Genomic DNA, 26,686 nt, shown 5'->3' with positions numbered 1-26,686 from the left:
CTGTATTTACAGCAGCCGGCGGTTTCCTCATTTTAGGATGCCTGCGCATCCGCAGGCAACTGCCGCCCGGTGTGGTCAATGGTATAGGGCTGCGGAAGAATGATTTCCGAGATGGGCACAAAGGTATACCCCTCCTGCAGAAGGGTCTCAATAATGGTTGGCAGAGCCTCCGGTGTGTGCAGTGCGGCATTGTGGAACAGAACAATGGAGCCGGACTGAACTTTTCCGGTCACCCGTTTGATGATCTCCGGCGCCTCCAGGTCCTTCCAGTCCAGGCTGTCCACATCCCACTGGATGGGTTCCATCCCAATAGAACGGATCGCCGTAATCACGTTGTCGTCATATTCTCCGTAAGGCGGACGGATCAGGGTGGGCCGCACACCGGTCACCGCTTCAATTTTGTCGTTGCACGCCTCCACATCCGCGATGATCTCATCCTTGGAGAGCTGGGACATATGGGCATGGGTATTGGAATGGTTCATCACCTCATGCCCGGCGTCGTGGAGCGCCTTCACCGACTCCGGGTATTTATCCACCCAGTCGCCCACGACAAAGAAGGTTGCCTTGACCTTATATTTGCCCAGAATATCGATCAGCATCTGGGTGTCCTCGTTCCCCCAGGGTGATGTCAGTTTGCGAACGCCGTTTTTCGGTACAGATATGCTTCAGGACCTGTTCCAATTCCCGCGCGAAGGTGCGGTGTCCCCCCGGAGAAAAGTGTACTCCGTCAAAGGTTAGGTCAACATTCCAGGGCGCCGTATCTGCAAACCCGATATCCAGCCGCCGGGCCAATGCTCCATAGCAGCCGCCCAGCCGGGCGGACTGCGTCAGCAGACGCTCCTCCGTCACCCAGGTCCCGGGACGCATGGGCGGCGGAACAAGCAAGAGCACCCCCGCACCGTTCTCTCTGACCGCGCTGTGCTCCAAAAGCCTGCCCAGCATCTCCTCCATTCGGGCCGCCACATCTTCCGCCGCAAATGCGGGATTTTGCAGCAGATCATTTCCTCCCAGCATGAGAGCGATTCCTTCCAGGCGCCCGCTCCGTTCCAGCAGCCTGTCCAGCGCCTCCAGTTCAGATGCCCTGTGCGGAATTTCCCGCCCATTCTCTCCGCAGTTTAAAATTTCCCACCCACGGCCCTTTAAAATACCGGTCCAGCGTTCCTCTGTCGGATAACGGCTTCCCAGATAAGAACGCGGGTCATAGCCGTATGTGTTTGAATCGCCAAAGCACAGCATAGGTCCATTCATATGAGCACCCCTTCACAGTGGTCCAGCTCGTGCTGGATGATCTGTGCAAGGAATCCGCTGTACCTCTGTCTGCATGTTTGAAGACTCAGATTCTGAAATTCCACCTCAATGGAAGGATAGCGCAGCGTCCTCCTGGTTCCTGAGTGGGACAGACAGCCCTCTTCCGCCTCATAGGGCTCTCCCATTCTTTTTCGAATGACAGGGTTGAGCATGGGAAAGGGTACTCCGCCTCCGTCCACCACAATGATCCGCTTATTGACGCCGATCATATTGGCCGCAAGCCCCACACAATGCCCTGTGTGGGCCCGCAGGGTATCCATCAGATCCTGCACCACAGGGAGATCGGCCTCAACTGCGGCTTCCGCCCTCCGGCCCAGAAGCAGGACATCTTTTACAATGGGTCTCACCATATTCTGTTCCCTCCTCTTGTCCTTTGCAGCATAACAAAAATGCGCCTCCATGGCAATGGCAGGCGTACTTTTTCGATCAAAACCTCTCTTCTCTCTCCCTCCCGCCCCATCAAACGCCTGCATAGCGGCCCGTCCACCGCAATACATTATAGAAAAAGACCACAGGGAGAGGAGAATCATAGAATGACATCTGTACCTTCCAAAAAGGAAGCTCCACCTGCGGGGCCGCAGGCGGGCTCCGCTCTCACCATCGCGCGGCGATTCAGCGGGACATGCGGGACACGGGACATGCTCAAGCGCCTGATCCGTGCCCACGCCGGCTCCTGAACTTCTATATTTTAGGATATGGAAAGGAAGAGATGGATGGAGTCGTCTCCCTCTGCATCCCGCTGGGGCGCGCGGGAGCAAGCCGCCCCCGTATGGCGGGCCGCGCTCTATACCAGGCTGTCACGGGAGGACGGGGACAAGCCGGAGAGCGACAGCATCTCCAATCAGCGCGCGCTCCTGGAGGACTTTCTGTCCCGGCGGCCGGACCTGTGTCCAGCCGGATGGTATGCCGATGACGGGTACACGGGAACCAATTTCGACCGTCCCGGTTTCCGGAGGATGCTGGGCGATATTGAAGCCGGGCAGGTCAACTGTGTGGTGGTTAAGGACCTCTCCCGGTTTGGCCGGGACTACATCGATGTGGGCCGCTATCTGGAGCGTTGGTTTCCGGAGCACGGCGTACGCTTTTTGGCCGTCAACGACGGGATCGACAGTGAGAAGGGCCCTTACGACATGCTGCTGCCGGTCAAAAACGTCTTTAACGAGCAATACGCCCGGGACATCTCGCGAAAAGTGAGGAGTGCCTTCCGCACCAAACAGAGGCAGGGGGAGTTCATCGGTGCCTTCGCCTCTTACGGTTACCGCAAGGACCCTGATAACCACAACCGGCTGGTGGTGGACCCCGCTGCCTCCGCCGTGGTGGCACGCATCTTCACCCTCTTTGAACACGGCATGGGAAAAGTATCGATCGCCAAGCTGCTCAATGAGGAGGGTATCCCCTGCCCCAGTGAGTACAAGCGCCTGAACGGGGAGAAATACAGCAACGGCCGCCGCATCCGGAGCACGACCTATTGGACCTATGCCACCATCCACCGGATGCTTCACAATCAGATGTATATCGGCAATATGGAGCAGGGCCGTGCCCCCCGGCAGACCCTGCACGGCAGAGCAAAGCAGTTGCCGCCCGACCAATGGGCGGTGGTAGAGGGTACGCATCAGGCCATCATCGGTCCCGAGCAGTGGGCACGGGTACAGGCGCTGCTGGAAAGAGAGGCCCGGACGCCCGACTTCGCCCGGAATGTGAGCCCCTTTGCCGGCTTTCTCCGGTGCGGAGACTGCGGCCGGGCCATGAGCAAAGTCACTCGAAACAGAGGGGCCTTCTACTGCTGCGGCTCTTACAAGCGGTATGGCTCTTCTATCTGCACCCGCCATGAGATTGCCCATCGGGACTTGGAACAGCTTCTGCTGGGCGATCTGAACCGGCTGCTCTCCGCCGCCGGGGACCTGCGTCTGCTGGCCGCAGAGGCCCTGCCAAAGGCCAAACCAAGGGGAACCTACGATGGGCAGCGGGCGCTGCAGACCAGCCTGGACCGCCTCCACCGCCTCCGGCAGGCGGTTTATGAGGACTATCGGGAGGGCCTGCTCAGCCGGGAGGACTACCTCCGTTACCGGGCGGATTATGAACGTCAGACGGCGGGCCTCTCGGCGCAGCTTGCCCATTTGGAGGCGGCTGAAAAGGCACCCCCCCACGCGCCGGGCTGGCTGGAATCTCTTGTCGCGCGCGGCTCCCTCCTGGAACTGGACCGGGCCACCATGGCCGAAGCCGTGGAGCAGATCCTTGTTTTTGAGCACGGCAGGATTGAGGTTACATATACCTTTTCCGACGATCTGGGGATTCTATGCCCCCTTTGAGTCCCTTGACCAAATACGGTGCCGGCCCCCCATGAGGTGGTTCCGGCGCCGCTCTTTCTGTCAGGAGATTCCGTCTTGTAGTTGACAAGTCCATCGGACAGACGTACAATACCATCAAACGAAAGTATTATTCTTTCATATTTATTTCGTTTTTGGGTGGTGCGGCTCAGCGAGCGCTGTACTCCCGTCTGCCCCGAACATAGGTGGCGCAGACTCGGAGCCCGTCATCCAAAAGGACGAAATCCGCCTTAGCCCCTATGGCCACCCGGCCCAGGTCCTTCCGTTCCAACACGTCCGCCGGGTTCCGGGTCCCCATGCGCAGGGCGTCCGCCAGGGGCAGACCCACTTTCTGCGCCAGATTCCGGACGCCCTGGTCCATCGTCAGCGTGCTCCCCGCCAGGCTTTCTCCTTTTAGCGCCATTCCATTCCTTACTGTGATCGCCTCATTGCCCAGGTGGTACTTCCCATCCGGCATACCGGCGGCCTCCATGGAATCGGTGCAGAAATAGCAGCCTTCCACGCCTTTGGCCCGGTAGATCAGCTGGATCAGGATGGGGTCGATGTGGACCAGGTCGGCGATGAACTCGGCCCGGATCCCGTCGTCGGTGAGGGTCACCCCCAGGACGCCCGGTTTTCTGTGGTGGAGCGGTTCCATTCCGTTGCAGGTATGGGTAGAGCAGGTGATCCCCAGGGCCACGGCCCGGGATGCCTCCGCCGCTGTTGCGACCGAATGTCCGATAGAGGCCACCACCCCCCGGCCCTTGAGGTACTGCACAAGCTCCATGCCCCCCGGCTTTTCAGGAGCCAGGGTCACCCGGCGTATCTCATCCTCGAATCCGGCGGTCAGCGCCTTGTAGTGCGTCAACTCCGGATCCCGGAGCTTGGCCGCGTTATGTGCGCCCTTCACCCGCTCGGCAAGATAGGGTCCCTCCAGGTAGGCCCCCAGCACCCGCGCGCCCCGCTCCAGCTCCATGGCGGCGCGGATATCAGCCAGATAGGCCCGGATGGCCTCGTCCGTCTCTGTAATGGAGGCGGGGCAGAAGGAGGTGACTCCATACTTCACCTGGGTCTCCGCCATGCGCCCGTTGTCCCCCGGGCGCATGCTGTCCAGCCCCTTCTGCCCATGCATGTGGATGTCCACAAACCCGGGGCAGAGGAGCACTCCGCCCATGTCCTCTCCCTCCCGGCGGTCATCCAGGGCCGTGACCGTGCCGTTTTCAAACGTGACCGCAGACTCCTTTCGAAACGCTGTTCCGTCAAATATGCGCACATTACAGATCGTTGCCATGCGATTCCTCTCCTTTCTCCATTTCGTACAGATTATTTGGGCGTTCCCCCCGGGTCGCCGCTTCAGGTCCGGCGTCCCGCGCCGCACTTTGGAGCAGCTTTTTGTAGCGCAGAGGTGTGTATCCCGTCGCCGCTTTGAATACCTTGACAAAGTAATTGCTGTCCCCAATGCCCACCGCTTCGGCGATCTGACTGATGGGCAGATCGCCCTCGGCCATCAGCTCCTTGGCCGCCTCCACCCGTCTCTGGCGGATCAACTGCTGCACGCTGCAGGAAAAGCTGTTTCTCGCCGTTTCACACAGCTTGGTCTTCCCTATCCCCAGTTCTGTGGAGATCACCCCCAGCGTGAGCGGCCGGGTATAGTTTTTATCAATGTAAGAGGCGATCATCTGGGACTCGGTGGGTTCGCTCTGCTTGACATACTCATGGAGCCAGATGTAGGAGGCGCAGACGGAGAGCACGTCGGCGTATGCCTGCAAGGTCTTCTGCTCCAATTGGTCCAATCGGTAAAAGGCCACCCGGAGCGCGGGCAGATCCTCATGCCAGGCACATTGTCGTTTGATCCGCGCCCACTGCTCCTCCAGCGGGGACTCGTCCAGGATCTGCCCATACATGAGGTAGGCCAGCAGCCTCCCTTTTTCCATCACCGGCACCGCCGCCTCCATCAGTCCGGCATGACATCGGTAGAGATACGCCTTGTTCTGCCGTTTCGCATAGGCCAGCGCCTCTGTATCGCAGGCCAGGCATTTCTCGTAGCCGAACGGTGTGCTCTGGATGAGTCTGCAGAACTCGCAGGCGGTATTGCTGGTGATGACGTTGTTGAAATCGCTGTCTTTCAACGTGATCTTTCGTCCCGTTAGGAGATAGAGGCTGTTGAGCAGCTTGGCCAGTTTGTCAAAATCATAGATGGATGTCATGAACCAATCCTCCCCCCCTCGCCTACCATTTTTTCTTCAGTATATTCGTTCGAAAGTGATAAGTCAATAAATCAGAAAAAATCGGCGAAAAGTTCGGACATTTTTACTAAAACCATGAACACTTATCCATTGAGGCGCGGGAAAACGGCCTCTATAATTGTGCATATAAACCAATACTAGAACCGTGAGGTGTGGTCTGTATGTACGCAATTTCCATAGACTCCGGCGGAACGAAAGTGGTCGGCGCGGTTGTGGACGGCGATGGCAACATTCTGACCAAAAAGCGGTACGATATCCCGGAACGGGATGGAAATTTTTTGATCGCCACCTTCCGGGACATTATTTCCCAGTACAGCGGAGAGTATCCCATCTCCGTGGTGGGGATCGGCGGCAATGGGCGCATTGATCCCGTGGAGGGCGTCATCCTCAACTGCGGGGTCCACGCCAACTGGCAGGGGCGCCACCTCCGAAAAGAGCTGGAGGACGACTTCCACATACCGGTGAGCGTGAACAACGACTGCTACTGCGCCATCAAGGGTGAGCTGTGGAAGGGGGCCGCCCGGACATACTCGGTGGTGGTGGGAATCGTCATCGGTACCGGCCTGGGGGGCGCCATGGTCTCCAACGGCGCTTTCTGGCATGGGGCGCAGTTCGGCGCCGGTGAAATCGGCCATATGATCCTTCACCCGGACGGCCTCCCCTGTTACTGCGGTCAGAAGGGCTGTGTGGAGCGCTATGTCAGCGGCACCGCCCTGTGGAGCAACTATAACCGGGAAGTGGGCGCGGACCGGCTCCACTCCGGCTATCAATTTTTCGAAGTCCTCCGATCCGGCGACCCGGCGGCCCGCAAGGTGATGGACGCCTTTGTGGACGATTTGAGTCTGGTCATGGTGGACATCTCCAATCTCTGCAACCCGGACGCCTTTCTCATCGGAGGCGGTATCTCTGATACGCGCGGCGTGTGGGCGGAGGCCCTGGAGCGGCGGTTCCGGGAGCGGGTGTGCGGCTGCATGAAAGACACCGCCATCGTATATGCCTCCATGGGAAATGACGCGGCCCTGCTGGGCGCCGCTAAATTTGGGTTTGAACGGCTGAAACAGACGTCTGAGGAGGATGGAATATGAGCCTTATTTATGATGAGATCAAGAATCAGTACCAGGCCATGCGCAGGTGCGCGGAGCACCTGGAGGCACGGCTCCCCGAAATCCGGGCTCTGGTGGAGCAAGTCAACCCTCCCCTTGTGGTCTTTATGGGCTGCGGCTCCAGCTTCTCCCTGGCCAAATCCATGGCGGACACCGTCAATATCCGCCTGAAACGCCCCTCCTTTGCCGTCCCCGCCGGAGACGCCACGGTCCACGCGGCACGGTATGCCGGCACGATGGAGGGAGCCCTGATTGTCCCGGTGTCCCGCTCCGGCAGCACATCCGAAGTGATGTTCGCGCTGGACGCGCTGAAGGCGGCCGGCTGCTCCTTTACCGTGCTCAGTCTCTCCTGTGCGGAACACTGCAAACTTTCCGAGCACAGCGCCCTGTCCATTGAGATGCCCTGGTGCTTCGATGAGAGCGTATGCCAGACCAGGACGGTGAGCTGTCTCTATTACTCAGTGATGTACGTGCTCTCCCGCCTGATGGGCGACGAGACCCTTCGGGCCCAGCTCCTGGCTTTCCCGGACATAGGAGAGCGCTATGTCCGGCGCTTCGAGGCCGAGTGGGAGGCCCTGGCCGGCAGGAGCTGGGATCATGCCGTGGTCCTGGCGGACGCGGAGATCCACGGCATCGCCGAGGAGGGTGCCCTGGCCTTTAAAGAGGTCTGCCAGCTTCCCAGCAACTGCTACCACGTACTGGACGTCCGTCATGGGCCCATGGTCCTCATCCGGGACAGGACCCTGGTTATCGCCGCCATCGCCAGCGGACCTCTGGAGCAGGACCTGATCCGGGATATGGTGGGTCACGGTTCCACCGTGGTCACCTGTACCGACCGTCCTCTTGCAATCGATGGGGCCCTCAACTTTCCTGTGGACGAGGATCTGGACCACATCGTGCGAGGTCTGGCTGTCATCGTGTTGTGCCAGCTCACCGCTTTCTACAAGTCCAAGGTCACCGGCACCGACCCCGACCACCCCGACGGGCTGGACGCCTGGATCAAGCTGTGAGCGCCATGGGACATATTTTACAGAAAATTGCCGCCGCCAACCGGGCGGGCGAGGGCGTGGGCATCTATTCCTGCTGCAGCGCCAACGAATATGTGCTGCGCGCCGCTCTGAAAAAGGCCCGGGAACACCGCACCTATGTCCTCATCGAATCCACCGCCAATCAGGTGGATCAGTTCGGCGGCTATATCGGCATGACGCCGGAACAATTTTACGCCTATGTACTGGGGCTGGCCCGTGAGCTGGACGTGCCCAGCAGCCAGGTCATCCTGGGGGGCGATCATCTGGGCCCCCTCACCTTTGCTGAGAAACCGGAGGCCGAGGCCATGGCCCTCGCCCGTGAACTCGTCCGCCGGTACGTCCTCGCCGGCTTTACCAAGATACATATCGACACCAGTATGAAGGTGGGGGACGACGACGCCCATCTCCGCCTGCCCGACGAGGTCATCGCCCGGCGGGGCGCAGAGCTGTGCGCCGTGGCCGAAGCGGCTTACACCCAGCGGCGGGCTCAGGACCCGGATGCCGTAGCCCCGGTCTATGTGGTGGGCAGCGAAGTGCCCATTCCGGGCGGTGCCCAGGAGGCGGAGGAGGGCATCGCCGTTACGGAACCCTCCGATCTGGACCATACTCTGCACGCATTTCGGGACGCCTTCCTCTCCAGAGGGCTGGAGGACGCCTGGGAACGGGTGGTAGCCGTGGTGGTCCAGCCCGGCGTGGAGTTTGGGAGCGATTCCGTCTTTGATTACAGCCGGTCCAGCGCCGCCAAAATCACCGGTGCACTGCACCGCTATGACCGGTTGGTGCTGGAGGGCCATTCCACCGACTATCAGACCAGATATGCCCTGCGGGAGATGGTGGAGGACGGGGTGGCCATCCTGAAGGTGGGGCCTGCCCTCACATTTGCCGTGCGGGAGGGTCTCTTTGCCCTGGAGTGTATCGAACGGGAGCTCTTCTCCGATACGGAGGCACCCCTGAGCGGCTTTCGTGCTGTGTTGGAGGCGGCCATGCTCCGAGACGACAAGTACTGGAGGAAGCATTATCACGGTACCGAATCACAGCAGAAATATGACCGGGCCTTCAGCCTGTCGGACAGGGCCCGCTACTATCTCACCGACGGAGAAGTGCGCAGCTCCATCCGCCGGCTGATGGACCGTCTGGGCAGCCGCCCCATCCCCTATTCCCTGCTGAGTCAGTATCTGCCCCGCCAGGCGGAACGGGTGCGGACCACGGCCCTGGAAAACGAGCCCAACGCCCTGTTGGAGGACCATGTGGGCGATGTAATCGAGGATTACCTATACGCGACATTAAGACATTGAAAAGAAGTGGAGGGTAGCAGATCGGAAGATAACGCAGACGCACACCCACAGGAAGGACTCAACTCGATTGAATTTTAAGGAGGTACTGAAATGAAACTGGCGAAACGACTGATCACATTCTCTCTCGCAGCGGCCCTGTCGCTCTCCCTGGCCGCCTGCGGCGGCGGCTCCGGCGGCAGCACTCCCGCCCCCGCCACTACCCAACCTGCCGGCTCCTCCTCCGCCACGGAGCCCATCAAGCTGACGATGGCCACCTTCCTCTATGTTGAGGCCCCCCACCGTGCCGTAATCGACCGGCTGGTGGAGGAGTACAACAAGATCGACCCCAATGTGCAGATCGAGATCTCCGGCGCCGGCTATGCCGACTACTGGAACAACCTGACCACAGAGATCCTGGCTAACAACGAGACCGACATCATGCAGATCTATCCCGAGAATCTGGCCTCCTACCAGACACTGCGGGAGGGCGGCGCTTTCCTGGACCTCACCGATCGCTTCAACGCAGCGGGGCTGGAGGGCAAGCTCACCGGCCAGGAGACCGGTGTATATGACGGTAAAACGCTGGGCGTGTCCAACTACTCCTGGGGCACTACCGCCATGTTCTATCGCAAATCCATGCTGGAGGAAAAGGGCATCGACCCCGAGAGCATCAAGACACAGGACGACTTCCTGGAGGCCTGCCGCAAGTTCTCCGAGGGCGACAGCGTGGCAATGGGCGTCGTATACGGCACCCACGCCTTCTCCGTCAGCGAGTGGAACCGTCTGATCGCCCGTCCCGTCTCCAATGGCCTGTATTTTGCTGACGGCGAAACCGCGCCTTACACCGCAGACCATCTGAACTGTAACTCTGAGGCCAACGTCTGGGCCGCCCAGTGGTGGAACGACTTCATCGCCACCGAGAAGTGCGGCAAGCTGGTGCTGGACAAGAAGGACTCCCGCGAGATGTTCTGGAACGGCGAAGTCCCCTTCTGCATGGACGGCCCTTGGTTCATCGGCATGTGCCAGGAGCATGACGCCGCCATGATGGACGACATCGGCATCATCCCCCAGTTCGACGTGGTCTATAACGGCGAAACCTATAAGCCCAACCCCACCAACTTCCCCGTGCTCAGTCTCATCAGCAGCAAGTGCGAGCACCCCGACGAGGCTTGGGACTTCCTGCTTTGGATGACCAGCGCCGAGGCCCAGAAGATTATCGCCGACTGCGGCCAGATTCCCGCCAGCATCGAGTACGCCTCCTCTGACGAGTACAAGGCTGCGTATCCCCTCTCCGCCCTGTTCTATGACTTCATGGAGAACAACTACACCACTCTGATCGCCGACCCCGCCATCCCCGAATACAGCGAACTCAGCCAGGTCATGATCGACGCCGCCGCCGAGATGTTCACCGATACGCCGGTGGATGTCAAGCCGATCCTGGACGAGGCCCACGACAAGATGGCCGCCATTCTGGGCTCCTGAGCCGGACGCAGATCCACAGCGCATACGGACCGGCGCCGGCGGCAGTTGCCGCCGGCGCCGGAATCAAATCAGCCAGAGCTTAACCGCGGTGAAGCCGGTCCGGGCCCGGTCCGCTTCTCCGCCGATAGGGAGGGCGCCCCATGAAAAGACTGAAAATAAGCCGCGAGACAAAGAGCGGCTATCTCTTTATCTTACCGCTGGTGATCATCCTGGCCGTCTTCCTGGCCTACCCGATCCTCAAGGCGGCTTTGATGAGCGTGCAATACTGGAAAATGACCAAGCCGTCGCCCGACGGACACTACTTTGTGGGTGTGGAGAACTACGTCAACGTGTTCCAAGATGAGTTTTTCTGGAACTCGGCGCGGGTGACCGTGCTGTACATGGTGGTGACGGTGGCGTTCCGGTTCATCCTCGGCTTTGGCACCGCATTGACCCTGAACACAAAGTTCCGGGGCTGCGGACTGGCCAGAGCTCTGATCATCATCCCCTGGGCCGTCCCGGAGGTGGTGGCATGCCTGGTCTGGATCCTGATGTACGACAAGGATTACGGCATCATCAATTCAATGCTCACCGGCATGGGAGTCCTCTCAGGAAACGTGGGCTGGCTGCTGGACAAAAACGTGGCGCTTCCGGCGGCCATGGCGGTCAATATTTGGAAGGGGTTCCCCTTTGTGGCCATCATGCTGCTGGCCGGGCTGCAGGGGATTGATCAGGAGATGTATGAGGCCGCCACAGTCGACGGGGCTACCCGCCTCCAAAAGCTGCGCTATATCACCTGGCCCTCACTCAAGCCCGTCTCCATGGTCGTGTTCCTTCTGCTCATCATCTGGACGCTGAAAGACTACGCCATCGCCTATCTGCTGGCCAAGGGCGGCCCCGCACGTGCCACGGAGATTCTCACCATCTTTGTGCAGCAGACGGCCTTTAAATATTTTGACTTCGGTAAGGCCTCGGCAGTGGGCATGCTCATGCTCCTGGCAAGCTGCATCTTCACCGGGCTCTACTTCCGGGCTCTGAATAAAGGAGAGAAGGCATGAAGAAATCACTTGGACTGAAGATCGGAGTCGTCGTGGCCGCAGTGCTGGTCTGCCTCTTTGCCATTTTCCCCTTTATCTGGATGATCTCCGTCTCTTTCAAACCCGCCAGCGAAGTGTATGCCGCGCCCACCCTTTTCCCCAAAGCGCCCACACTCGACGGCTACAAGGCCATGCTCTCCACCACCGGTGCCTTCAGCTTTACCACCTGGCTCCGGAACAGCGTCATCGTTTCCCTCTGCACCACGCTGTTCTCCCTGATTATCGCCACCTTGGGCGCCTATGGTATCTCCCGGTTTCATTTTAAGGGGCGCAGCGCTCTCTCCTACATTATCCTCACGACCCAAGTCATTCCCGGCGCCCTCATCGTGGTGCCGATGTACGTGATCATGGGCAATATGAACCTGCTGGACAACATGTTCGGACTGATTTTAGCCTATACCACCTTTACCGTGCCCTTCTGCACCTGGATGATGAAGGGCTATTTCGACTCCATCTCGCCCACCATCGACGAAGCGGCCATGGTGGACGGAGCCAACCGCTTTCAGGTTTTCTCCAGAATCGTGCTCCCGCTCTCCCTGCCCGGGCTTGCGGCTACCACGATCTTCGCCTTCATCTCCGGTTGGAACGAATACGTGTTCGCCAGCGTCCTGCTGCGCAGCTACAGCAACTGGACGCTCCCCATCGGTATCGCCAGCTTCCAGGGGCAATACGACACCAACTGGGGCACGCTGATGGCCGGGGCCGTCATGATCACCGTCCCAGTGGTCATCATCTTCTGGCTGCTCCAGAAGCATCTGGTCGCCGGTATGACGGCGGGCGCCGTCAAGGGCTGATTCTATGGTTCTCAATATTTTTGATGGAATAAGGGTGAATGAATGATGGAAAAGAAAATTAAAATGGGTATCGTAGGCGCCGGCACCTGGGGCAGGACCCACGCCTATATCTATCGGGAGCACAGCAATGCCGAGCCGGTGGCCATCTGTGACATGAACCGTGAGCGGGCTCAGGCCATCGCCGATGAATTCGGCATCAAAGAGGTCTATACCGACTACCACGAGATGGCGGAAAAGGCCGACATCGACGCCGTGGCCATCGTCACACCAGACTTTGCCCACGCCGACATCGCCTGCTGCTTTGCCGATCACAAGCGGCACCTGCTCATCGAGAAACCCCTGGCCACCACCCGCGAGGACGCCGAGCGCATTGTGGAGGCGGTGAAACGCAACGGCGTGCGGTGTATGGTGGACCTCCACAACCGCTGGAACGCCCCCTTCAACACCTGCAAGCAGCTCATCGAGGCGGGCAAGCTGGGAGACCCCTATACCGCCTATATCCGCCACAGCGACATCAAGTGGTGCGCCACGGACCTGCTTCCCTGGGCGGCCAAGTCCTCCATCCTCTGGTTCCTGGGCAGCCATTCCCTGGACACCCTGCGCTGGCTCTTCAACGACGAAGTCAAGCGGGTCTACGCGGTAAAACGCGAGGGCATCCTGAAGGCGGAGGGCATCGATACCCCCGACATCTATCTGTCCACTATCGAATTTGAACACGGCGGGATCGCCCATATGGAAAACGGCTGGGTCACCCCCAACGGCAACGGCAATGTCAACGACTTCCGTTTCTCCATCATGGGCACCGAGGGCATGGTAAACCTGAATCTCTCCAACCACGACCTTATCACCTTTGCCGACCAGGAGAAGATCATGGTCCCCGATATTCTGGTGAGCAACTTTGTCTTTGGCAAGTGCAAGGGGCTCTCCTATGAGAGCATCCGCGACTTTATCGACCGCATGGTGGACGACCAGGAGTTCCGGGTGACGCTGGAGGACTCCCGCAAGACCTGTATTGCAATTCTGGCCATCATCGAATCCGCCGAAAAGGGCATTCCCGTCGAAGTGACTTATTGAGGAGGGGTGCGGCATGAGCAGCCTGACTTTTGAAAAAATGCATATTCCTGGCTCCCATCTAGGGCCCGACAGCGCCTATCCCATCCTCTACAAGCAGAAAATGTTTGAAAAGACCAGCATTCTGGATGAGTCGGAGGGTCTGTACATTAACTACGGAAATATCCTCCACATGCTGCCCTACACCAGTCAGGACGACTATGACCGCTCTGAGACCGAGCAGGTCTTTGACGTGGCCGTGCTGGAAAACCGCTTTCTCAAGGCCACCTTTGTCCCCGCCCTGGGCGGGCGCATGTGGTCCCTTTACGACAAGGTAAACCAGAGAGACCTCATCATCAACAACCCTGTGTTTCGCCCCTGCAACTTTGCCGTGCGGAACGCCTGGTTCTCCGGCGGCGTGGAGTGGAACTGCGGCGTCCGCGGACATTCCGCCCTCACCTGTTCCCCCATTTTCGCCGCCTCCTATGTCCTCGACGACGGCACCCCGGTGCTGCGGCTTTACGCCTTTGAACGCATCCGGGCCAATACCTTCCAAATGGACTTCTTCCTGAAAGACGACGTCCCCTTCCTCTTTGCCCGGATGCGCCTGGTCAACGGCTCCACAGAGGTGAAGCCGGTGTATTGGTGGAGCACCATCGCGGTGAAGCAGGAGGAGGGGGCCAGAGTCATCGTTCCCGCCGACGAGGCCTATATCAATCAGGACGAGGATCCGGTGTACAAGCTCCCCATCCCCATGGTAGACGGTGTAGATCTCTCTTATCCCACCAACCACACCATTGTGGTGGATCATTTCTACAAGATTCCCGAGGGACAGCGGAAATACGAGGCCTATGTCCGGGCTGACGGCAAGGGCATCATCCACGCATCCACCCGCCGTCTGAAGGGCCGGAAAATGTTTGTCTGGGGCACCTCTGTGGGAGGGGACAACTGGCAGAAGTTCCTCACCGGCGGCACCGGCTACGACCAGCCCTACCTGGAGATCCAGGCAGGACTGGCTCCCACCCAGAACGAGAGCCTCCCCATGCCCCCGCAGACCGCTTGGGAATGGCTGGAGGCCTACGGCGCGGTGGACTTCTCTCCCGAGCGCGTCCACGGCCCCTGGCAGGAGAGCAAACAGGCCGTACAGCAGTGGCTGGACGGCGTACTCCCTGAGGCGGAGATGGACCGGATGCTCCAGGCCACCCATACCGCCGCCACCTCCCCCGCCAAGGCGGTGCTGAAGGGGCAGGGCTGGGGCGCGCTGGATAACCTGATGCAGGAGTCCCGGGGGCGCAAGCCGGTGGCCCCTTACCTTGACTTCGGCGGGCTGGAGCCCGCGCAGCAAGTGTGGTATCGTTTCCTGAAAAACGGCTATCTGGACTGCCCCGACCCCAAGGATTCTCCCGCCTCCTTCCTGGTCCAGAACGAGTGGTTTGACCTTCTGAAAAAGGCGGTGAAATCCGCCGACGAAAAGAATTGGTATGCCTGGTACCATCTGGGCCTGTGCTACTTTGCCCGCGACCTCTACGAGGACGCCCTGAACGCCTTTGAGACATCCATGGCTCTGGAACAGAGTACCTGGGGCTACCACGGCCTGGCCAATGTCTGGCGGGTACTGGGGGATGAGCACCGCAGCGCCTACCTGATGGCCAAGGCCCGGGCGCTCAATCCCGGTGATCTGCCGCTTGCCAAAGAGGCGCTTCGTTTTGCCTATGAGGCCGGCGAATACGCACTGATGAATTCAGTCTATGACGAGCTGACGGATGAGCAGCGCGCGGCTCCCATGGTGCAGGCCTACCACGCCTTCGCCCTGGCCCACACGGGACGGCCAGAGGAAGCTCTGGCCATTCTGGAAGCCGGCGGCGGCCTGGAGATCCCCGATTTGCGGGAGGGCGACAACTCCGTGCCCAACGAGTATATCTTTATCCGGCAGACCCTGGCGGCCCGTGAGGGCAGGACCTTGGATCCCGAAGAGGTGGTGGTCCCTGAAAAAGTGGACTTCCGCATGTTCCACGCCAGAGCGAAATAACCTGCAATCACCCGGAACGCCCCCCAGTCTGCTCTGGGGGGCGTTTTTTCACAGAAAGCGCCCGCCGGGCCCGGCGGGCGCTCCTCAGGAGGTGTTCAAATGGGAAAGAAGCGGTGGGCTGTACTGGCCCTGTGCTGCGTGCTGCTGATGTCCGTGGCCGTGCTGTACGCCTGGTCGGTGTTCGTCATCCCTCTGGAGGGGATCTACAGCTGGTCCCGGGTAGAGACCTCCGGAGTATTCACCCTGTCCATGTGCTCCTATTGTGCCGGCTCTCTACTCAGTGGCTTTCTGTCGGCGCGCCTAAGGCCCCGAACACTTCTGTGGTGCGCCGGAGGCGCGCTGCTCCCCGGGTTCCTTCTGGCGGGAGGCTCCACCCCCTCTTTTGCGGGCGTGGCCCTGGGCTATGGCGTGTTGTGCGGCTGCGGCGTGGGCATGGCCTACAACATCCTGTTGGGATACGCCGCCCGGTGGTTTCCAGACAGGCCGGGATCCTGTAACGGCCTGCTCCTCACCTGCTACGGCTTTGCCACCTTTCCCATGGCGGCTGCGGCCAATCATCTGCTCTCCGCGTTGGGCTGGACCCGGACCCTACTGGCATTCGGTCTCTTTGAGGGAAGTGTGCTGATCCTGGGCGGACTGCTCCTCCCCCCTTCTCCCACCCCGGTCCCGTCGGAACCGGGCGCGCCGGGGTCCTCCGCGGACCTGTCTCCCGCTCAAATGCTGCGAACAGGCCGCTTTTGCAGCGTCTTTCTGTGGCTCATGGTCCTGACAGCCGGAGGGCTGGCCGCCATCGGAAGCGCCGCCCAAATGGCACTGGAGCTGGGCGCTGCGGCGGGGACGGCGGCGTTGCTCTCCGGCGTTGTGACCGCCTTCGGCTGCGCAGGTCGGCTGGCCTTTGGGCGGCTGTTCGACATGCTGGGCGGCCATAGAAGTGCACTGTGGGACAGCCTCATCATGGCGGTCGCCATGGCACTTATGGTCATTTCCTTTCTTTTGGACCGTCTACCGCTTCTGCTGCTGGGCCTTGGGCTGCTGGGCATCGGTTATGGCGGCATGTCCAGTCTGTGCGCCGCCCTGGTTCGGGACCTCTTCGGCCCGCGCCACTATCCTCAAAACCTCGCCATTATGTCCCTCCAGATGGTTCCCGCCTCCCTCCTGGGCCCCATGTTGGGCAGCTCTCTCTATACCCAATGGGGCAGCTATGGCGCTGTGTGCCTTCTTCTGCTCCCGTTAAATCTCACCGGAGCGTTCCTCATCTCCCGCAGTCTGCGCTGCAGCGCTTAGCGGCCGCTCATTGCTTCTATTTACAGCTCGGCCGTTTCTCTTCGCTCCTGCGTCTGTTTCTTTGCACATAGATCGTCATCGTTGGGGCAGCAGTCAGGAGGACGAGGCCCAGAACTGCAAATGCCCCACCAGTATAGTTATCCGGCTGGTGGTAAGGCATTTTCCGTTCCACAAAAAAGTAGGCAACCATGGTGCACCCCAGCCCCATCCAGAGCAGGCTGATCACCCACTGGATTGCCTTAACATATTTCTGCGGATAGCGCTTTCCTATACCCAAACTCAAGGGAACTACAGCGGAGAGCGTGATAAATCCCGCCATAATCAGCATGACCCCTCTCAGGGGATCATACAGTCCCTGGCGAAGAACGGTAAAAATTCCCGTAATGCCCGCAGCCGCCCAAATCACTGTGAACATTCTGCTGTTAAACATGCTCGTTTTCCCCCTTTTTCATCATCGGGCCAGCTCCTCCGTGCTGCCCTCCGTGGCCTCGATGAAGATATCCCATTTTTTCAGGAGCAAGTCGTAGGTCTGTCTGTGTTCCGGGTTCGGATGGTAGACATGATCGACCTCGGCAAAGCGCAGCGCCGTCTCGGCGATAGAGTCCCACGCGCCGTAGCCAAACCCCGCAACGATTGCGGCGCCCAGGCAGGCCGCATCTTGAGTATTCTTCATGGTAACCACCTCACGGCCCATTACATCGGCCTTGATCTGGCACCACAGCGGACTCAGAGAGCCCCCGCCCAAAGAGCGCACCTGATTCACCTTCACGCCCGTTAACTGTTCCACATATTCGATGATCTTGGTGATATTACAGGCCAGCGCCTCCATGAAGGCCCGGATAATATGGCCCTTGGTGTGTCCCAAGCTGAGTCCATAGAGAACTCCCCGCCCAAAATTGTCGTGATAGGGATTTCCCGCTCCGCCAAAGAAGGGAATCAAAAAAAGCCCTTCTGCTCCGGCAGGCGTATCCGCAGCCAAACGGTCCATCAGGTCGTAGGCCAGTCCGTAGCCCTCCTCCTCTGCCCGCATCTCTTCCCGACAGAGTGTATCCCGCAGCCAGCGCAGCAGGATGCCGCCCTTCGCGCCCGCCTGAATCATATAGATGTCTTCCATGTCGCTGTAATTGCAGGGAACCCGTCCCTTTGGATCGAATACCGGTTTATCCGTAGTGGTGCATACCATCAGGGCCCCTCCAGTGGACTCGCTGAATACGCCGGGCGTCACGTTGCCTACACCGATGGCACCGCTGGACTGGTCCTGTCCGCCCATCACCAGCAGCAGGTCCCTGGGCAGCCCCAGCGCATCGGCCACCTCTGGCAGGATGTTTCCTACCGGGGTGCCACACTCCACGATTTCTGGCAGCTGTCCAGCCGTAATGCCCAAGTAGTCGAGCATATCCGGCCACCATTCCTTGGTGGTGATGTTCCAGAAGTAGGAGGTACACCAGCTAGAGCCGTGGCTCACCTTTCGCCCGCTCATATGCCAGAGAATGTAGTCATCACACATAAACATCATGCGGATTTTTCGGAAAGCCTCCGGCTTGTGCTTACGGAACCAGGCTATCTTAGCCGCCGGATAGCAGGGATCGATTGGGGTTTGCCCAGTGGCATGCAGGATCTCCTCCGCAGTAAAGTGATGATTGATCTCCTCCGCCTCTATACTGGCCCGGCTGTCCAGCCAGACATAAAAATTATCCAGCGGTTCCATTTTTTCATCCAGAAAAACAATGGTTTCCGCAGAGGAGTCCATGGAAAATGCTTTGATTTGCTCTGGGTCGATTTTTGAATCTTGCACCACCTTCTTTACGCATGCCTGAAAGGTTTCCCAATAGACATGTGGTATCTGCTCCACTCGCTGGGCATCCGGCTTCAAGAGGGTATACTCCTGGGCGTGGTGGAGCACTTTTCGGCCTTGTTCATCGAACAGCGCGGCCTTAATCGCCGTGGTCCCGATATCCGCGCCCAAAAAATACTGGTGACTCATTGTCCTCGTCCTTTCTATGATCGCTGCCCGTCCCGGTCTCCGGGACGGACCAGTTTCTTTTCCAGATAGGCCTTCCAGTTCCGGCCAAAGAAACAGCCCAGAAGCAGGAGGCAGCGGAGCACATTGTCCCCCACCATACAGATCCATACCACCTCCAGCCCCAGGCCGAAGCGGGTCACGCACAGCCAAGTGGGTACCAGACGTACGGCCCACAGAGAAAGTGTCGAGATCAGGAAGGGGGCCTTAACATCTCCTACTCCATCGAATATCCCCTCCATGATAACGGCCACGGCAAACAAGGGTTCCGACACCGATACAATGCGCAGTACCCGTCCCCCACCTTCAATGACTCGGGGATCTGTTGTAAACAGGGCCATTACATGTTCTGGGAACAAAAAAAGCAGCAGACTGAGCGCTGTCATAATCACAGTGCTCAGCAATGTAGTGGTTCGGGCCACCTGCCGGAGCTGTTCTAAATTCTGCCGCCCGGCTGCATTCCCCGCCAGTGTAGCGGCGGCAGCCTGCATCCCATAGCCTGGGATATAAAAAGCCTCCTCTGCGGTCAGGGCGATCGAGTGGATGGCCACGGCCAGTGTGCCCAGCCTGGCTACCATGGCGGTAAACAGCATATGCCCCACATAGATGATAAACCGCTGCCCTGCGGCGGGCAGGCCCACTCCCAGGCACTCTGCGATGACCGGCCGGCATGGGCGCAGGCCCTCTCCACAGATGCGGAAGTAGGGGCTCCGCCTCAGAGCTGCAAACATCAGCACACCGTTGAGAACATAGGCCAGGGCTGTGGCCACCGCCGCCCCTGTCACACCCAGTCCGCCGCCCCAGATATGGAAGCGCAGCGGCCCCAGAAAGAGCACCCGTGAAGGTGAGATTAGAAAGTAGTTAAGGCTTATGTTGACCAAAAGGGAGATTGCGGTAATTTTCATAGGTGTCCTTGTATTCCCTGTGGCACGAATTGCTGCGCCGAAGATGACTGCCGCAGCACGGAATACCATGGGCAGACTAGTGATAAAAAAGTAGCGGAACGCATCCCTCCGGATCTCCCTCCCGGCCCCCAGCCAGTCCGGCAGGAAGGGGCTGATGCCCAGCGCAATGGCGCCAAAGAGCACGCCTGTGGCCAGGGTCAGCAGCACTGTCTGGTTGCAGGCTATCCCCGCTTTCTGCCGGTCCTCCGCGCCGATGGCTTTGGAGATACAGGAGAGCACCCCCATTCCAATGGCCGCCAAAGGTCCCGTAATCAGCCACATTGCAGAGGCGGTGAGCCCAACCGCAGCGGATGCCTGCATCCCAATTCGTCCTACCATGGCTGTGTCTACATATTGTGCTCCGGTCTGGAGCGCCTGTTCCAGCACGGTGGGCCAGGACAGCATACAGACCGTGCGAAGCATTGTCTTTCTCTCCTGCATCTGCACTGGCTTCCCCCCTTTCATCCGCTTTCTCTCTCGCCCCTTTTGCGCTGAATCCGCAGCTTCATAAACTGAAAAGCCTCCCGCCGAAGCATTTTGCTGCGACAGGAGGCTTTTCTGCGAACCCGGAAAGATGGTTGGGAAGGGCAGGAGGGGAATTGGGATAAAATGTCGGGCTCGCTGATAAGATTCACGCCGCTTTAAAGAAATATTTTTTCGACTCCCAGAAAATCACACAGAAGAGACAGCGTTTTGGTGTAATCACCTTCCCGGATTACAAGATGATGGTCGATACCTTCCTCCAGGAAGATGCGCACTGCTTGGTCCGCATCCCGCTCGAAACGGAGCTTGACCAGCAGACGGCGCCCAGCGCTGTCCCATTCCTCGTCTTCGACAGGCACCGTCTCGGCTCTGGCAATCAGCATCTTGTAGCAGCCCTTCTGTCCGGTAAGATTGGCCACCGTGACCACGGGCATCGCCTTCACCGGCGTGCCCACATAGGTGCCAATCTCGCCGGAGGGAGACACCTGCACCTTGGAGATATCCTCCGTGACAGAAGCGCCCGAACTTCCGCCATGGGAGACCGCAATCACGTTTTCCTCCCGATCAAAGCTGCCCGCCTCCCCCAGCAGAGAGACGCCGGGGCCTGCACATAGATTGATGGCCACGCGGAGCACCACGTGGGCGATATCTCCTTCTGTCTCCACAACCACGCCTTCATCGGCCAGCCAGGAGGCAGTCAGGTTGGTTAAGCCGTCAAATTTAGGATAGCATTCTGCAGCCACACCCTCCAGACGATTTGTCTGTATTACGTCCTTGACAGCCTGATAGACCTTGGCGGCATAGAGCATATTTTCAGGCGGCGCCACTGCTTTTCCTGTGCGGCCGTCCAGCTCCTTTAAGCACCTGCGGGCATCCTCGTCGCTGATTTTTGCCACGCGGTCCAGAATCTCATCCATCTCCAGGTGGACGATGGTCGTCCCAAACTTGCGGGAAAACTCCCACTCTTCCATGCTCATATCCTGAGGACCGGCCACACGCCAAGTCTGGCGCGGTCCCATCAGAGCCACGTTCATCTCTCGGATTTGGGAGAGCAGGTATCCGGCCTCCGCCACCCGGCGCAGCTGTTCCACCAGCTCCGCATCCTGTGGATGCCCATATACGGGAACATAGGGAATTCCCTGCATTTTCAGAGTGGCCCCCATATGCTGCACACATGCCAGGGAGAAAGTCTCGGTATAGGGCACGGCCCACAGGGCGGCGGGAACCTTTACTTTATTCAGGAGCAGATAGGACAGGGAGTCCATAATCCAAGTGATATGTACCACCGCCACAGCATCGATACCCGCCTCATTGAGTTCTTCGGCGGCTTGGAGCGCTTCAGCAGGCGTCCAGACCATGGTCGGGGCGATGTAGGCGTCGATGCCGGCCTTCTCCATCGCCTCTTTGGCTTCTGCCAAAAAGCTGTCGGCGCGCTGTCCGCCGCTCTCGTCATGACTCGCCACACCGACGAGTCCCAATCTCGGTTTGCGGTTCATAGAATCATCCTTTCAAGCAGTACTCATGGGCACTGAGCAACATGGCCACCCGGCGCAACACACGGAATCCCGCCTCCAGATCCTCTGTGGAGGTATTCTCCATTGGATTGTGGCTGATGCCCTTTTGACTGGGAATAAAGATCATCGCTGTGGGCAGGAGCTTTCCAAATACCATAGCGTCATGGCCCGCGCCGCTGTTCATATGAAGGTAGGAAAGTCCCTCCGCCTCGGCGGCGGCGTGTATGTCTTTTACGAGCGTTGGATCCATGGCCACAGGAGGGGTCCACTGCGTTCGGACCGCCTCGGCGCCAAATCCTTGCTCCCGCAGCGCCTCCAGTCTGCGGAAGAGCTGCGCTTCCCGCATCCGAAGCCTTTCTTCCTCTTTATCCCGCATGTCCAGCAGCAGATGGACCCGGCCAGCGATAACATTGAGCATTCCTGGATCCGTATCCACCCGACCAAAGGTGGCCGTCCCACCGGGCGAGTTTTCCATGACCTCATCCGTCACTTGGTCAATCAGACGGGCGGCCGCCACAACCGGGTCCCGACGCAGCGCCATGACCGTGGTGCCCGCATGGTTTTGCTCTCCAGTGATAGTAATGTCATAGGTAGCGATACCCACGATATTCTCCACCACTCCAATCTGTTTTTTCTGCTGTTCCAACAGGGGCCCCTGTTCAATGTGAAGCTCCAGATAAACCAGCACGTCTTTCCGCCGTGCTTCCTCCATCCGCTCCGGGTGATATCCCGCTCGATTGGCCGCCTCCAGGAAGGTAACCCCGTCGGAATCCTTCTCCAAAAGGTCTTCCTCCCGGAGCGTACCGCAGATGGCGCAGCTCCCCTGGCAGGAGGAGGCAAACCGGCTTCCCTCTTCTTCTACGAGACCCACGATCTCCAAATTGTACTCCGGTTCATAGCCGGCGGCCTTCAAGTCGCGGAGAACGGCCAGAGCCGTCATAACGCCGGCGGCCCCGTCATAGCGCCCTCCGTCCCGCACCGTATCGATGTGGGACCCCAACAGGATGGTCCCGCTGCGCCGCCCGGGCAGGCGCCCGTAGATATTTCCCAGCACATCTTCGCGCCACTCCAGGCCGGCCTCTTCAATCCAGCGCCGGAACATCCTATGTCCTATGCCGTCCTCTTCCGTATAGCTGGCCCGCCAGATTTTCCCGTCTATTTTGGTGCTCTCAGCCAGTTCAGACAAATGCCTCTGAATCCATTGGCCGTTCTCCATCCCACACATGGCAACCCCCACCGCTTTCTTGATGTGGCGGCTCAGATGGTCCGCCTGTATTCATGCAGCATTTTCAATGTCATAATGGCAGGACCAATGCCGTCTGTAACATAAATACCGTGCTTTTTGCTCAACGCATCACCCATGCCGGCAAAAGCAGCGCAGCCTAACAGTACCGCCCCTACACCGTCTCTGTGGATGATACCCTCAATCTTCTCCGAAATGTCGTCCGTCACCTGATCGGGCACACCCAGCACACCGGTGCCGGTATAGTCCACACTGGCCAGCCGCGTCTCCGCACCGTAGCGTTTCATGTGGCCGTACATATAGGGCACGTCGCCGGAGCCACAGGAGCCCAAGATGGAAAATCGCCGGCTGTAAAAGGCGGAAAAATAGACCGCCGCCTCGCACATTCCCACCACGGGCACATCGCAGAGCTCCTTGGCCGCATCCAATCCCGGGTCGGAAAAGCAGCACAGCGCCGCACCATCATAGGTTCCTTTGCGCGCCTCCAGCTCCTCCAGTACGGCGATGGAGGCTTGCAGTTCATCCATCGCAGTCTCAATGGCCGGAGGCGCCTTTTTTGCGGTGGCAGCAGTGATCTCCAACTCCGCGCTCTGATAGGGTGCCGCCGCCCGCTGGATACGCTGGGTGACCATCTGTGTAGAATTGGGATTCAACAGCAAAATACGCACCTTTTCCCCCTCCTCAGCGCAGAGCGGGGACGAAGCAGCCATACCCGCCTTCCGCCAGAATCTCGCCGTCGCGGTAGACGCTTTTGCCGCGGACGATGGTCTCGTCTACCCGGCCAGTCACGGTACGGCCGACATGTGGGGTCCACTTCTCAAGATAGAATAGTTTTTTATTTTCCACCACCCACTGGGCCTTTGGGTCAAAGATGACCACATCGGCATCGGCTCCCACATCGATGAGTCCCTTCTTGGGATAGATATCATAGCGTTTGGCAGCCGCGGTACTGGACATGCTGACGAACTGCTCCACGGACATGCCGCGTTTGTTTACCGCCTCGTCAAAGAACAGGGGATAGCATAGCTGCATGGCGGTGATCCCGGCCGGAGTTTTGAAAATATTGTCCTTGCCCTCGGCCTTCTCTGTGTGGAGATAGGCCGAATGGTCGGTACCGATACAGTCCAGCTTGCCCTCCAGCACCCGCTTCCACAACTCATCCTGCACGCTCTGGTCGCGGATAGGGGGATTGCAGATGCAATACACCCCCCACCTTTCCACATCCTTCTCGTTGAGCGTGAGGTAGTGCGGGCAGGTCTCTACGGTGAGGTCCGCACCCAAAGAGCGGTAGTAGGACACCACGTCCACCGCCTCAGGACAGCTGCAATGCACCACGTGGACTCTGGCCCCAGTCTTATAGGCCATGAGCGCTACACGCTGAACTGCCTCCAATTCGGAGATCAGGGGGTGTGCATCCTGATAATCGCCGGGCTTCACCCGCCCCTGGGCCTGAAGCTCCTCGGTCAGGCTCGTGATCATATCTGCATTCTCGCAGTGGATGCTCAGTGTAACCTGTTCCCTGCCCAAGCTCTCCATGGCCTTGAGCATGGAAGCGTCATCCAGACGGGGAATCTCAATGGAAAACGGCGTAAATGCCTTGAACGCCACAGCGCCGTGGGCCAACATTTTCTGGATCTCATCCTGATTGCCGGGTACACATGCGCCAAACATGGCGAAGTCTACCACAGCCTTGGGCCCGCAAATGGCCCGTTTATCAATAAAGGCTTTTGCCGTGGAGACCACAGGTGTGGTCAGCGGCATCTCAATGCAGGTGGTCACGCCGCCCGCAGCGGCGGAGCGGGTACCGGTAAGGAATGTTTCGCTCACATCTCCTCCCGGGGGATCATTCAGGTGGGTGTGCGGATCTACAAACCCAGGGAGGACCAGTCGTCCCTCAGCATTGATCACCCTGGCGGCCGGAATATCCTCCTCCGCGGTAATAGCGTCGATTCTCCCATTTTTAATGTAGACGTTGGCCTTGACCTTCCGGTCTGCATTGACGATTGTCCCTTTTTTGATGCAAAGATCGTACACTGCGCCCATCCTTTCTCATTCAGAAAATTCCTGTACGGTTCCAGAGGGACCAGGTCTTGTTTGAATATTGGAGCTATGTCCGGCTCCGTCCAGGGTGAAAAAGCTCCGGCGGTTGGGCTTGTTAATTCTGTTCAAACAATCCCTAACTTTATCATACTGTTTCTGCGCCCGCCTGTAAACAGAGGGATTCAGTCCGGGTGGAGCTGGTTCCCCCAGTCTTCTTCAAACCACTTCTGCGGCTCGAAACGATCTTTCCATTCCGGCCGCTTTGCCGGATGGCCCACCGCCATCATCCCTATCAGCTTCGTGTAGCCGGGCAGCTTCAGCCGGGCCTTGACCAGGCAGCAGTTCTCCTCCCCCTCACAGACTCCCAGCCATACGCCGCCCAGTCCCATGGCGTGGACCGCCAACAGCATGTTTTCCATGGCGGCTGCGCAGCCGTCAACCTGGAATTCGTGGGAAATCCCCTCAACTCCTCTGGTATCGGTACATACTACGATCAGTGCAGCGGCCTCCTCCAACAGCCCCCACCACGGGCTATAAGGGATAATCCCGCGCATGGTCTCCCGGTCGGTTATGGTAAGAAATCTCCAGCTTGCACAGGCATGCGCCGAAGGCGCCTGCATACCGGCAGACACAATTTGCCGCAGCATTTGCCGCGAAATACCCTCTCCGGTATAGGAGCGAATGCTCTGTCTGGTCATAATCGCTTCCAACGCATCCATGGCGGGTCCCCTCCTTAAACTTGTTTATTCCTTTAACAGGTAATTGTGCACAGCCTCGATCTGTTCCGGGAAGGTCTCACCGAAGACTTTCTCGAAGAAGGCCCCGCCGATTGTAAAGCCGAAAAGGTTCGGTACTTCTTTGAGCACATCCAAGCGCTCATAGCTGTTGACGCTCCCCATCAGAGTGAGCGGCTTCTCCACCGCATTACACACTGCGCGGATGAGTTCCGCTGGATCTCCGCTCACATAGCGGAATCCTGAGAAGGACAGGCCCCATATATTTTGGGTCTCTACACGCTTGGCATCGGCGACGATATCCTCCACAGTGCCGCGCAGACGGGTGTCCGCGGGGTCCAGGCCGAAGAAGGGGGAATACGTCATGCCGGCCTCGTCGCAGACCTTTTGCACGCTGTCGAAGTATACCGTGCCCAGCAGGTGGTCCGCTCCGCACTCCGCAGCGATTCGGGCCGTATCCAGGCAGTGTTCCTCGTCGATGGCTACGGTCTCCAGGAAGGTCTCCTTCCCTGCGTTCCGCATCGTGGTAATAAGGTCCCGAAGTCGCTCCTCAGAGATTCCTTCCCGCTTACAGCCCCAAAACTTCGCCGGGGCGTCTTTGGATTCCAGAAAAAGCTCCTTGGCATTCTCAACCGTCTTATCATTCCAAGTGAGCATAACGATCAATTCAGGGCGAGCCATGTCTTGCACCTCCAGTTTCTCGTTGTTTCTCCCAACGGGAGGGCCCT

Annotated in this window: 25 protein-coding genes; 11 read left to right on the top strand and 14 right to left on the bottom strand. The window is 59.0% G+C overall.

All coding sequences use genetic code 11. The features are described from left to right. Positions 1 to 32: 32 nt before the first annotated feature. Genes ABUA09_RS09445 through ABUA09_RS09435 form a run of 3 tightly spaced genes read right to left on the bottom strand, consistent with a single transcriptional unit; the run spans position 33 to position 1,658 of the window. Positions 33 to 599, bottom strand: coding sequence for a polysaccharide deacetylase family protein (locus ABUA09_RS09445; RefSeq protein WP_227151782.1), 567 nt, complete (start codon positions 597 to 599; stop codon positions 33 to 35). Then, positions 571 to 1,248 carry a GDSL-type esterase/lipase family protein gene (locus ABUA09_RS09440; RefSeq protein WP_279201788.1) on the bottom strand — a complete coding sequence of 226 codons (678 nt, stop codon included), beginning with the start codon at positions 1,246 to 1,248 and terminating at the stop codon, positions 571 to 573. The genes ABUA09_RS09445 and ABUA09_RS09440 overlap by 29 nt, the downstream gene beginning before the upstream one ends. After that, a complete protein-coding gene (locus ABUA09_RS09435; protein WP_033119106.1) occupies positions 1,245 to 1,658 on the bottom strand; it encodes a peptide deformylase in 414 nt (137 codons plus the stop codon). Before ABUA09_RS09435 ends, ABUA09_RS09440 begins: the two co-directional genes overlap by 4 nt. Before the next feature lie 183 nt (positions 1,659 to 1,841). On the opposite strand from ABUA09_RS09435, the gene ABUA09_RS09430 reads away from it, so the two are divergent. Together ABUA09_RS09430 and ABUA09_RS09425 are read left to right on the top strand one after the other, a co-directional pair. Then, positions 1,842 to 1,985, top strand: coding sequence for a hypothetical protein (locus ABUA09_RS09430; RefSeq protein ID WP_156113817.1), 144 nt, complete (start codon positions 1,842 to 1,844; stop codon positions 1,983 to 1,985). A gap of 36 nt (positions 1,986 to 2,021) precedes the next feature. Next, positions 2,022 to 3,617 (top strand): recombinase family protein, encoded by a 1,596-nt coding sequence (locus ABUA09_RS09425; RefSeq protein ID WP_349949322.1) that lies wholly within the window; start codon positions 2,022 to 2,024, stop codon positions 3,615 to 3,617. A gap of 166 nt (positions 3,618 to 3,783) precedes the next feature. On the opposite strand, the gene nagA is transcribed toward ABUA09_RS09425, so the two are convergent. Both nagA and ABUA09_RS09415 read right to left on the bottom strand, forming a co-directional pair. Continuing rightward, positions 3,784 to 4,905, bottom strand: a complete 1,122-nt coding sequence (nagA, locus tag ABUA09_RS09420) for an N-acetylglucosamine-6-phosphate deacetylase (protein ID WP_195615355.1) — start codon at positions 4,903 to 4,905, stop codon at positions 3,784 to 3,786. Beyond that, positions 4,889 to 5,821, bottom strand: coding sequence for a PocR ligand-binding domain-containing protein (locus ABUA09_RS09415; RefSeq protein WP_058118560.1), 933 nt, complete (start codon positions 5,819 to 5,821; stop codon positions 4,889 to 4,891). Before ABUA09_RS09415 ends, nagA begins: the two co-directional genes overlap by 17 nt. 200 nt (positions 5,822 to 6,021) lie before the next feature. Between ABUA09_RS09415 and ABUA09_RS09410 the strand changes: the two genes are divergently transcribed. From ABUA09_RS09410 to ABUA09_RS09370, 9 genes are all read left to right on the top strand, one after another. Continuing rightward, a complete protein-coding gene (locus ABUA09_RS09410; protein WP_058118561.1) occupies positions 6,022 to 6,945 on the top strand; it encodes an ROK family protein in 924 nt (307 codons plus the stop codon). Next, positions 6,942 to 7,973, top strand: a complete 1,032-nt coding sequence (locus ABUA09_RS09405) for an SIS domain-containing protein (RefSeq protein WP_195615356.1) — start codon at positions 6,942 to 6,944, stop codon at positions 7,971 to 7,973. The genes ABUA09_RS09410 and ABUA09_RS09405 overlap by 4 nt, the downstream gene beginning before the upstream one ends. A 5-nt stretch (positions 7,974 to 7,978) precedes the next feature. After that, entirely contained in the window at positions 7,979 to 9,286 is a 1,308-nt protein-coding gene (locus tag ABUA09_RS09400) for a class II D-tagatose-bisphosphate aldolase, non-catalytic subunit (protein ID WP_195615357.1), read from the top strand. A gap of 90 nt (positions 9,287 to 9,376) precedes the next feature. Next, a complete protein-coding gene (locus tag ABUA09_RS09395; RefSeq protein WP_349949321.1) occupies positions 9,377 to 10,747 on the top strand; it encodes an ABC transporter substrate-binding protein in 1,371 nt (456 codons plus the stop codon). Positions 10,748 to 10,887: 140 nt separating this feature from the next. Further along, a complete protein-coding gene (locus tag ABUA09_RS09390; protein ID WP_033119201.1) occupies positions 10,888 to 11,784 on the top strand; it encodes a carbohydrate ABC transporter permease in 897 nt (298 codons plus the stop codon). Beyond that, positions 11,781 to 12,617, top strand: coding sequence for a carbohydrate ABC transporter permease (locus ABUA09_RS09385; protein WP_033119202.1), 837 nt, complete (start codon positions 11,781 to 11,783; stop codon positions 12,615 to 12,617). The genes ABUA09_RS09390 and ABUA09_RS09385 overlap by 4 nt, the downstream gene beginning before the upstream one ends. 42 nt (positions 12,618 to 12,659) lie before the next feature. Further along, the gene (locus ABUA09_RS09380) at positions 12,660 to 13,691 is read left to right on the top strand and encodes a Gfo/Idh/MocA family protein (protein WP_033119203.1); all 1,032 of its coding nucleotides are present in this window, start codon (positions 12,660 to 12,662) and stop codon (positions 13,689 to 13,691) included. A gap of 13 nt (positions 13,692 to 13,704) precedes the next feature. Next, entirely contained in the window at positions 13,705 to 15,696 is a 1,992-nt protein-coding gene (locus tag ABUA09_RS09375) for a DUF5107 domain-containing protein (RefSeq protein ID WP_195615358.1), read from the top strand. Positions 15,697 to 15,795: 99 nt separating this feature from the next. After that, the gene (locus tag ABUA09_RS09370; protein WP_033119204.1) at positions 15,796 to 16,980 is read left to right on the top strand and encodes an MFS transporter; all 1,185 of its coding nucleotides are present in this window, start codon (positions 15,796 to 15,798) and stop codon (positions 16,978 to 16,980) included. A gap of 16 nt (positions 16,981 to 16,996) precedes the next feature. Here the strand turns inward: ABUA09_RS09370 and ABUA09_RS09365 are convergent, their stop codons facing one another. The 9 genes from ABUA09_RS09365 to ABUA09_RS09325 form a co-directional block, all read right to left on the bottom strand. Then, on the bottom strand, positions 16,997 to 17,410 hold the full coding sequence (locus tag ABUA09_RS09365; RefSeq protein ID WP_058118567.1) for a hypothetical protein: 414 nt from the start codon (positions 17,408 to 17,410) through the stop codon (positions 16,997 to 16,999). Positions 17,411 to 17,431: 21 nt separating this feature from the next. Continuing rightward, positions 17,432 to 18,964: a xylulokinase gene (locus ABUA09_RS09360; RefSeq protein ID WP_058118568.1), complete on the bottom strand. Its 1,533-nt coding sequence runs from the start codon at positions 18,962 to 18,964 to the stop codon at positions 17,432 to 17,434. A gap of 14 nt (positions 18,965 to 18,978) precedes the next feature. After that, positions 18,979 to 20,367, bottom strand: a complete 1,389-nt coding sequence (locus ABUA09_RS09355; protein ID WP_195615359.1) for an MATE family efflux transporter — start codon at positions 20,365 to 20,367, stop codon at positions 18,979 to 18,981. A 218-nt stretch (positions 20,368 to 20,585) separates the two neighbouring features. Then, positions 20,586 to 21,923, bottom strand: a complete 1,338-nt coding sequence (locus ABUA09_RS09350; RefSeq protein WP_058118570.1) for a hypothetical protein — start codon at positions 21,921 to 21,923, stop codon at positions 20,586 to 20,588. Positions 21,924 to 21,927: 4 nt separating this feature from the next. Further along, positions 21,928 to 23,157, bottom strand: coding sequence for a M20 family metallo-hydrolase (locus ABUA09_RS09345; RefSeq protein ID WP_227151785.1), 1,230 nt, complete (start codon positions 23,155 to 23,157; stop codon positions 21,928 to 21,930). A gap of 41 nt (positions 23,158 to 23,198) precedes the next feature. Further along, positions 23,199 to 23,852, bottom strand: coding sequence for an aspartate/glutamate racemase family protein (locus ABUA09_RS09340; protein ID WP_058118572.1), 654 nt, complete (start codon positions 23,850 to 23,852; stop codon positions 23,199 to 23,201). A 13-nt stretch (positions 23,853 to 23,865) separates the two neighbouring features. Next, positions 23,866 to 25,218 carry an allantoinase AllB gene (allB, locus tag ABUA09_RS09335; protein WP_158453400.1) on the bottom strand — a complete coding sequence of 451 codons (1,353 nt, stop codon included), beginning with the start codon at positions 25,216 to 25,218 and terminating at the stop codon, positions 23,866 to 23,868. Positions 25,219 to 25,406: 188 nt separating this feature from the next. Then, entirely contained in the window at positions 25,407 to 25,943 is a 537-nt protein-coding gene (locus ABUA09_RS09330) for a nitroreductase family protein (RefSeq protein WP_058118574.1), read from the bottom strand. A 24-nt stretch (positions 25,944 to 25,967) separates the two neighbouring features. Further along, the gene (locus ABUA09_RS09325) at positions 25,968 to 26,639 is read right to left on the bottom strand and encodes a hypothetical protein (protein ID WP_147586215.1); all 672 of its coding nucleotides are present in this window, start codon (positions 26,637 to 26,639) and stop codon (positions 25,968 to 25,970) included. Positions 26,640 to 26,686: the final 47 nt, after the last annotated feature.

Origin of the sequence: Intestinimonas sp. RTP31139st1_F5_RTP31139_211217, assembly GCF_040226735.1 — a bacterium.
Classification (GTDB): Bacteria; Bacillota; Clostridia; order Oscillospirales; family Oscillospiraceae; genus Intestinimonas; species Intestinimonas butyriciproducens.
Note: the sequence above shows the minus strand (reverse complement) of the source record. Positions and strands in the feature narration are given on the sequence as shown.

Excerpts from the sequence above, each read along its gene's own strand:
- ABUA09_RS09445 (WP_227151782.1), bottom strand. The coding sequence starts at position 599 with ATGCTGATCGATATTCTGGGCAAATATAAGGTCAAGGCAACCTTCTTT.
- ABUA09_RS09440 (WP_279201788.1), bottom strand. The coding sequence starts at position 1,248 with ATGAATGGACCTATGCTGTGCTTTGGCGATTCAAACACATACGGCTAT.
- ABUA09_RS09435 (WP_033119106.1), bottom strand. The coding sequence starts at position 1,658 with ATGGTGAGACCCATTGTAAAAGATGTCCTGCTTCTGGGCCGGAGGGCG.
- ABUA09_RS09430 (WP_156113817.1), top strand. The coding sequence starts at position 1,842 with ATGACATCTGTACCTTCCAAAAAGGAAGCTCCACCTGCGGGGCCGCAG.
- ABUA09_RS09425 (WP_349949322.1), top strand. The coding sequence starts at position 2,022 with ATGGAGTCGTCTCCCTCTGCATCCCGCTGGGGCGCGCGGGAGCAAGCC.
- nagA (WP_195615355.1), bottom strand. The coding sequence starts at position 4,905 with ATGGCAACGATCTGTAATGTGCGCATATTTGACGGAACAGCGTTTCGA.
- ABUA09_RS09415 (WP_058118560.1), bottom strand. The coding sequence starts at position 5,821 with ATGACATCCATCTATGATTTTGACAAACTGGCCAAGCTGCTCAACAGC.
- ABUA09_RS09410 (WP_058118561.1), top strand. The coding sequence starts at position 6,022 with ATGTACGCAATTTCCATAGACTCCGGCGGAACGAAAGTGGTCGGCGCG.
- ABUA09_RS09405 (WP_195615356.1), top strand. The coding sequence starts at position 6,942 with ATGAGCCTTATTTATGATGAGATCAAGAATCAGTACCAGGCCATGCGC.
- ABUA09_RS09400 (WP_195615357.1), top strand. The coding sequence starts at position 7,979 with ATGGGACATATTTTACAGAAAATTGCCGCCGCCAACCGGGCGGGCGAG.
- ABUA09_RS09395 (WP_349949321.1), top strand. The coding sequence starts at position 9,377 with ATGAAACTGGCGAAACGACTGATCACATTCTCTCTCGCAGCGGCCCTG.
- ABUA09_RS09390 (WP_033119201.1), top strand. The coding sequence starts at position 10,888 with ATGAAAAGACTGAAAATAAGCCGCGAGACAAAGAGCGGCTATCTCTTT.
- ABUA09_RS09385 (WP_033119202.1), top strand. The coding sequence starts at position 11,781 with ATGAAGAAATCACTTGGACTGAAGATCGGAGTCGTCGTGGCCGCAGTG.
- ABUA09_RS09380 (WP_033119203.1), top strand. The coding sequence starts at position 12,660 with ATGATGGAAAAGAAAATTAAAATGGGTATCGTAGGCGCCGGCACCTGG.
- ABUA09_RS09375 (WP_195615358.1), top strand. The coding sequence starts at position 13,705 with ATGAGCAGCCTGACTTTTGAAAAAATGCATATTCCTGGCTCCCATCTA.
- ABUA09_RS09370 (WP_033119204.1), top strand. The coding sequence starts at position 15,796 with ATGGGAAAGAAGCGGTGGGCTGTACTGGCCCTGTGCTGCGTGCTGCTG.
- ABUA09_RS09365 (WP_058118567.1), bottom strand. The coding sequence starts at position 17,410 with ATGTTTAACAGCAGAATGTTCACAGTGATTTGGGCGGCTGCGGGCATT.
- ABUA09_RS09360 (WP_058118568.1), bottom strand. The coding sequence starts at position 18,964 with ATGAGTCACCAGTATTTTTTGGGCGCGGATATCGGGACCACGGCGATT.
- ABUA09_RS09355 (WP_195615359.1), bottom strand. The coding sequence starts at position 20,367 with ATGCTTCGCACGGTCTGTATGCTGTCCTGGCCCACCGTGCTGGAACAG.
- ABUA09_RS09350 (WP_058118570.1), bottom strand. The coding sequence starts at position 21,923 with ATGAACCGCAAACCGAGATTGGGACTCGTCGGTGTGGCGAGTCATGAC.
- ABUA09_RS09345 (WP_227151785.1), bottom strand. The coding sequence starts at position 23,157 with ATGGAGAACGGCCAATGGATTCAGAGGCATTTGTCTGAACTGGCTGAG.
- ABUA09_RS09330 (WP_058118574.1), bottom strand. The coding sequence starts at position 25,943 with ATGGATGCGTTGGAAGCGATTATGACCAGACAGAGCATTCGCTCCTAT.
- ABUA09_RS09325 (WP_147586215.1), bottom strand. The coding sequence starts at position 26,639 with ATGGCTCGCCCTGAATTGATCGTTATGCTCACTTGGAATGATAAGACG.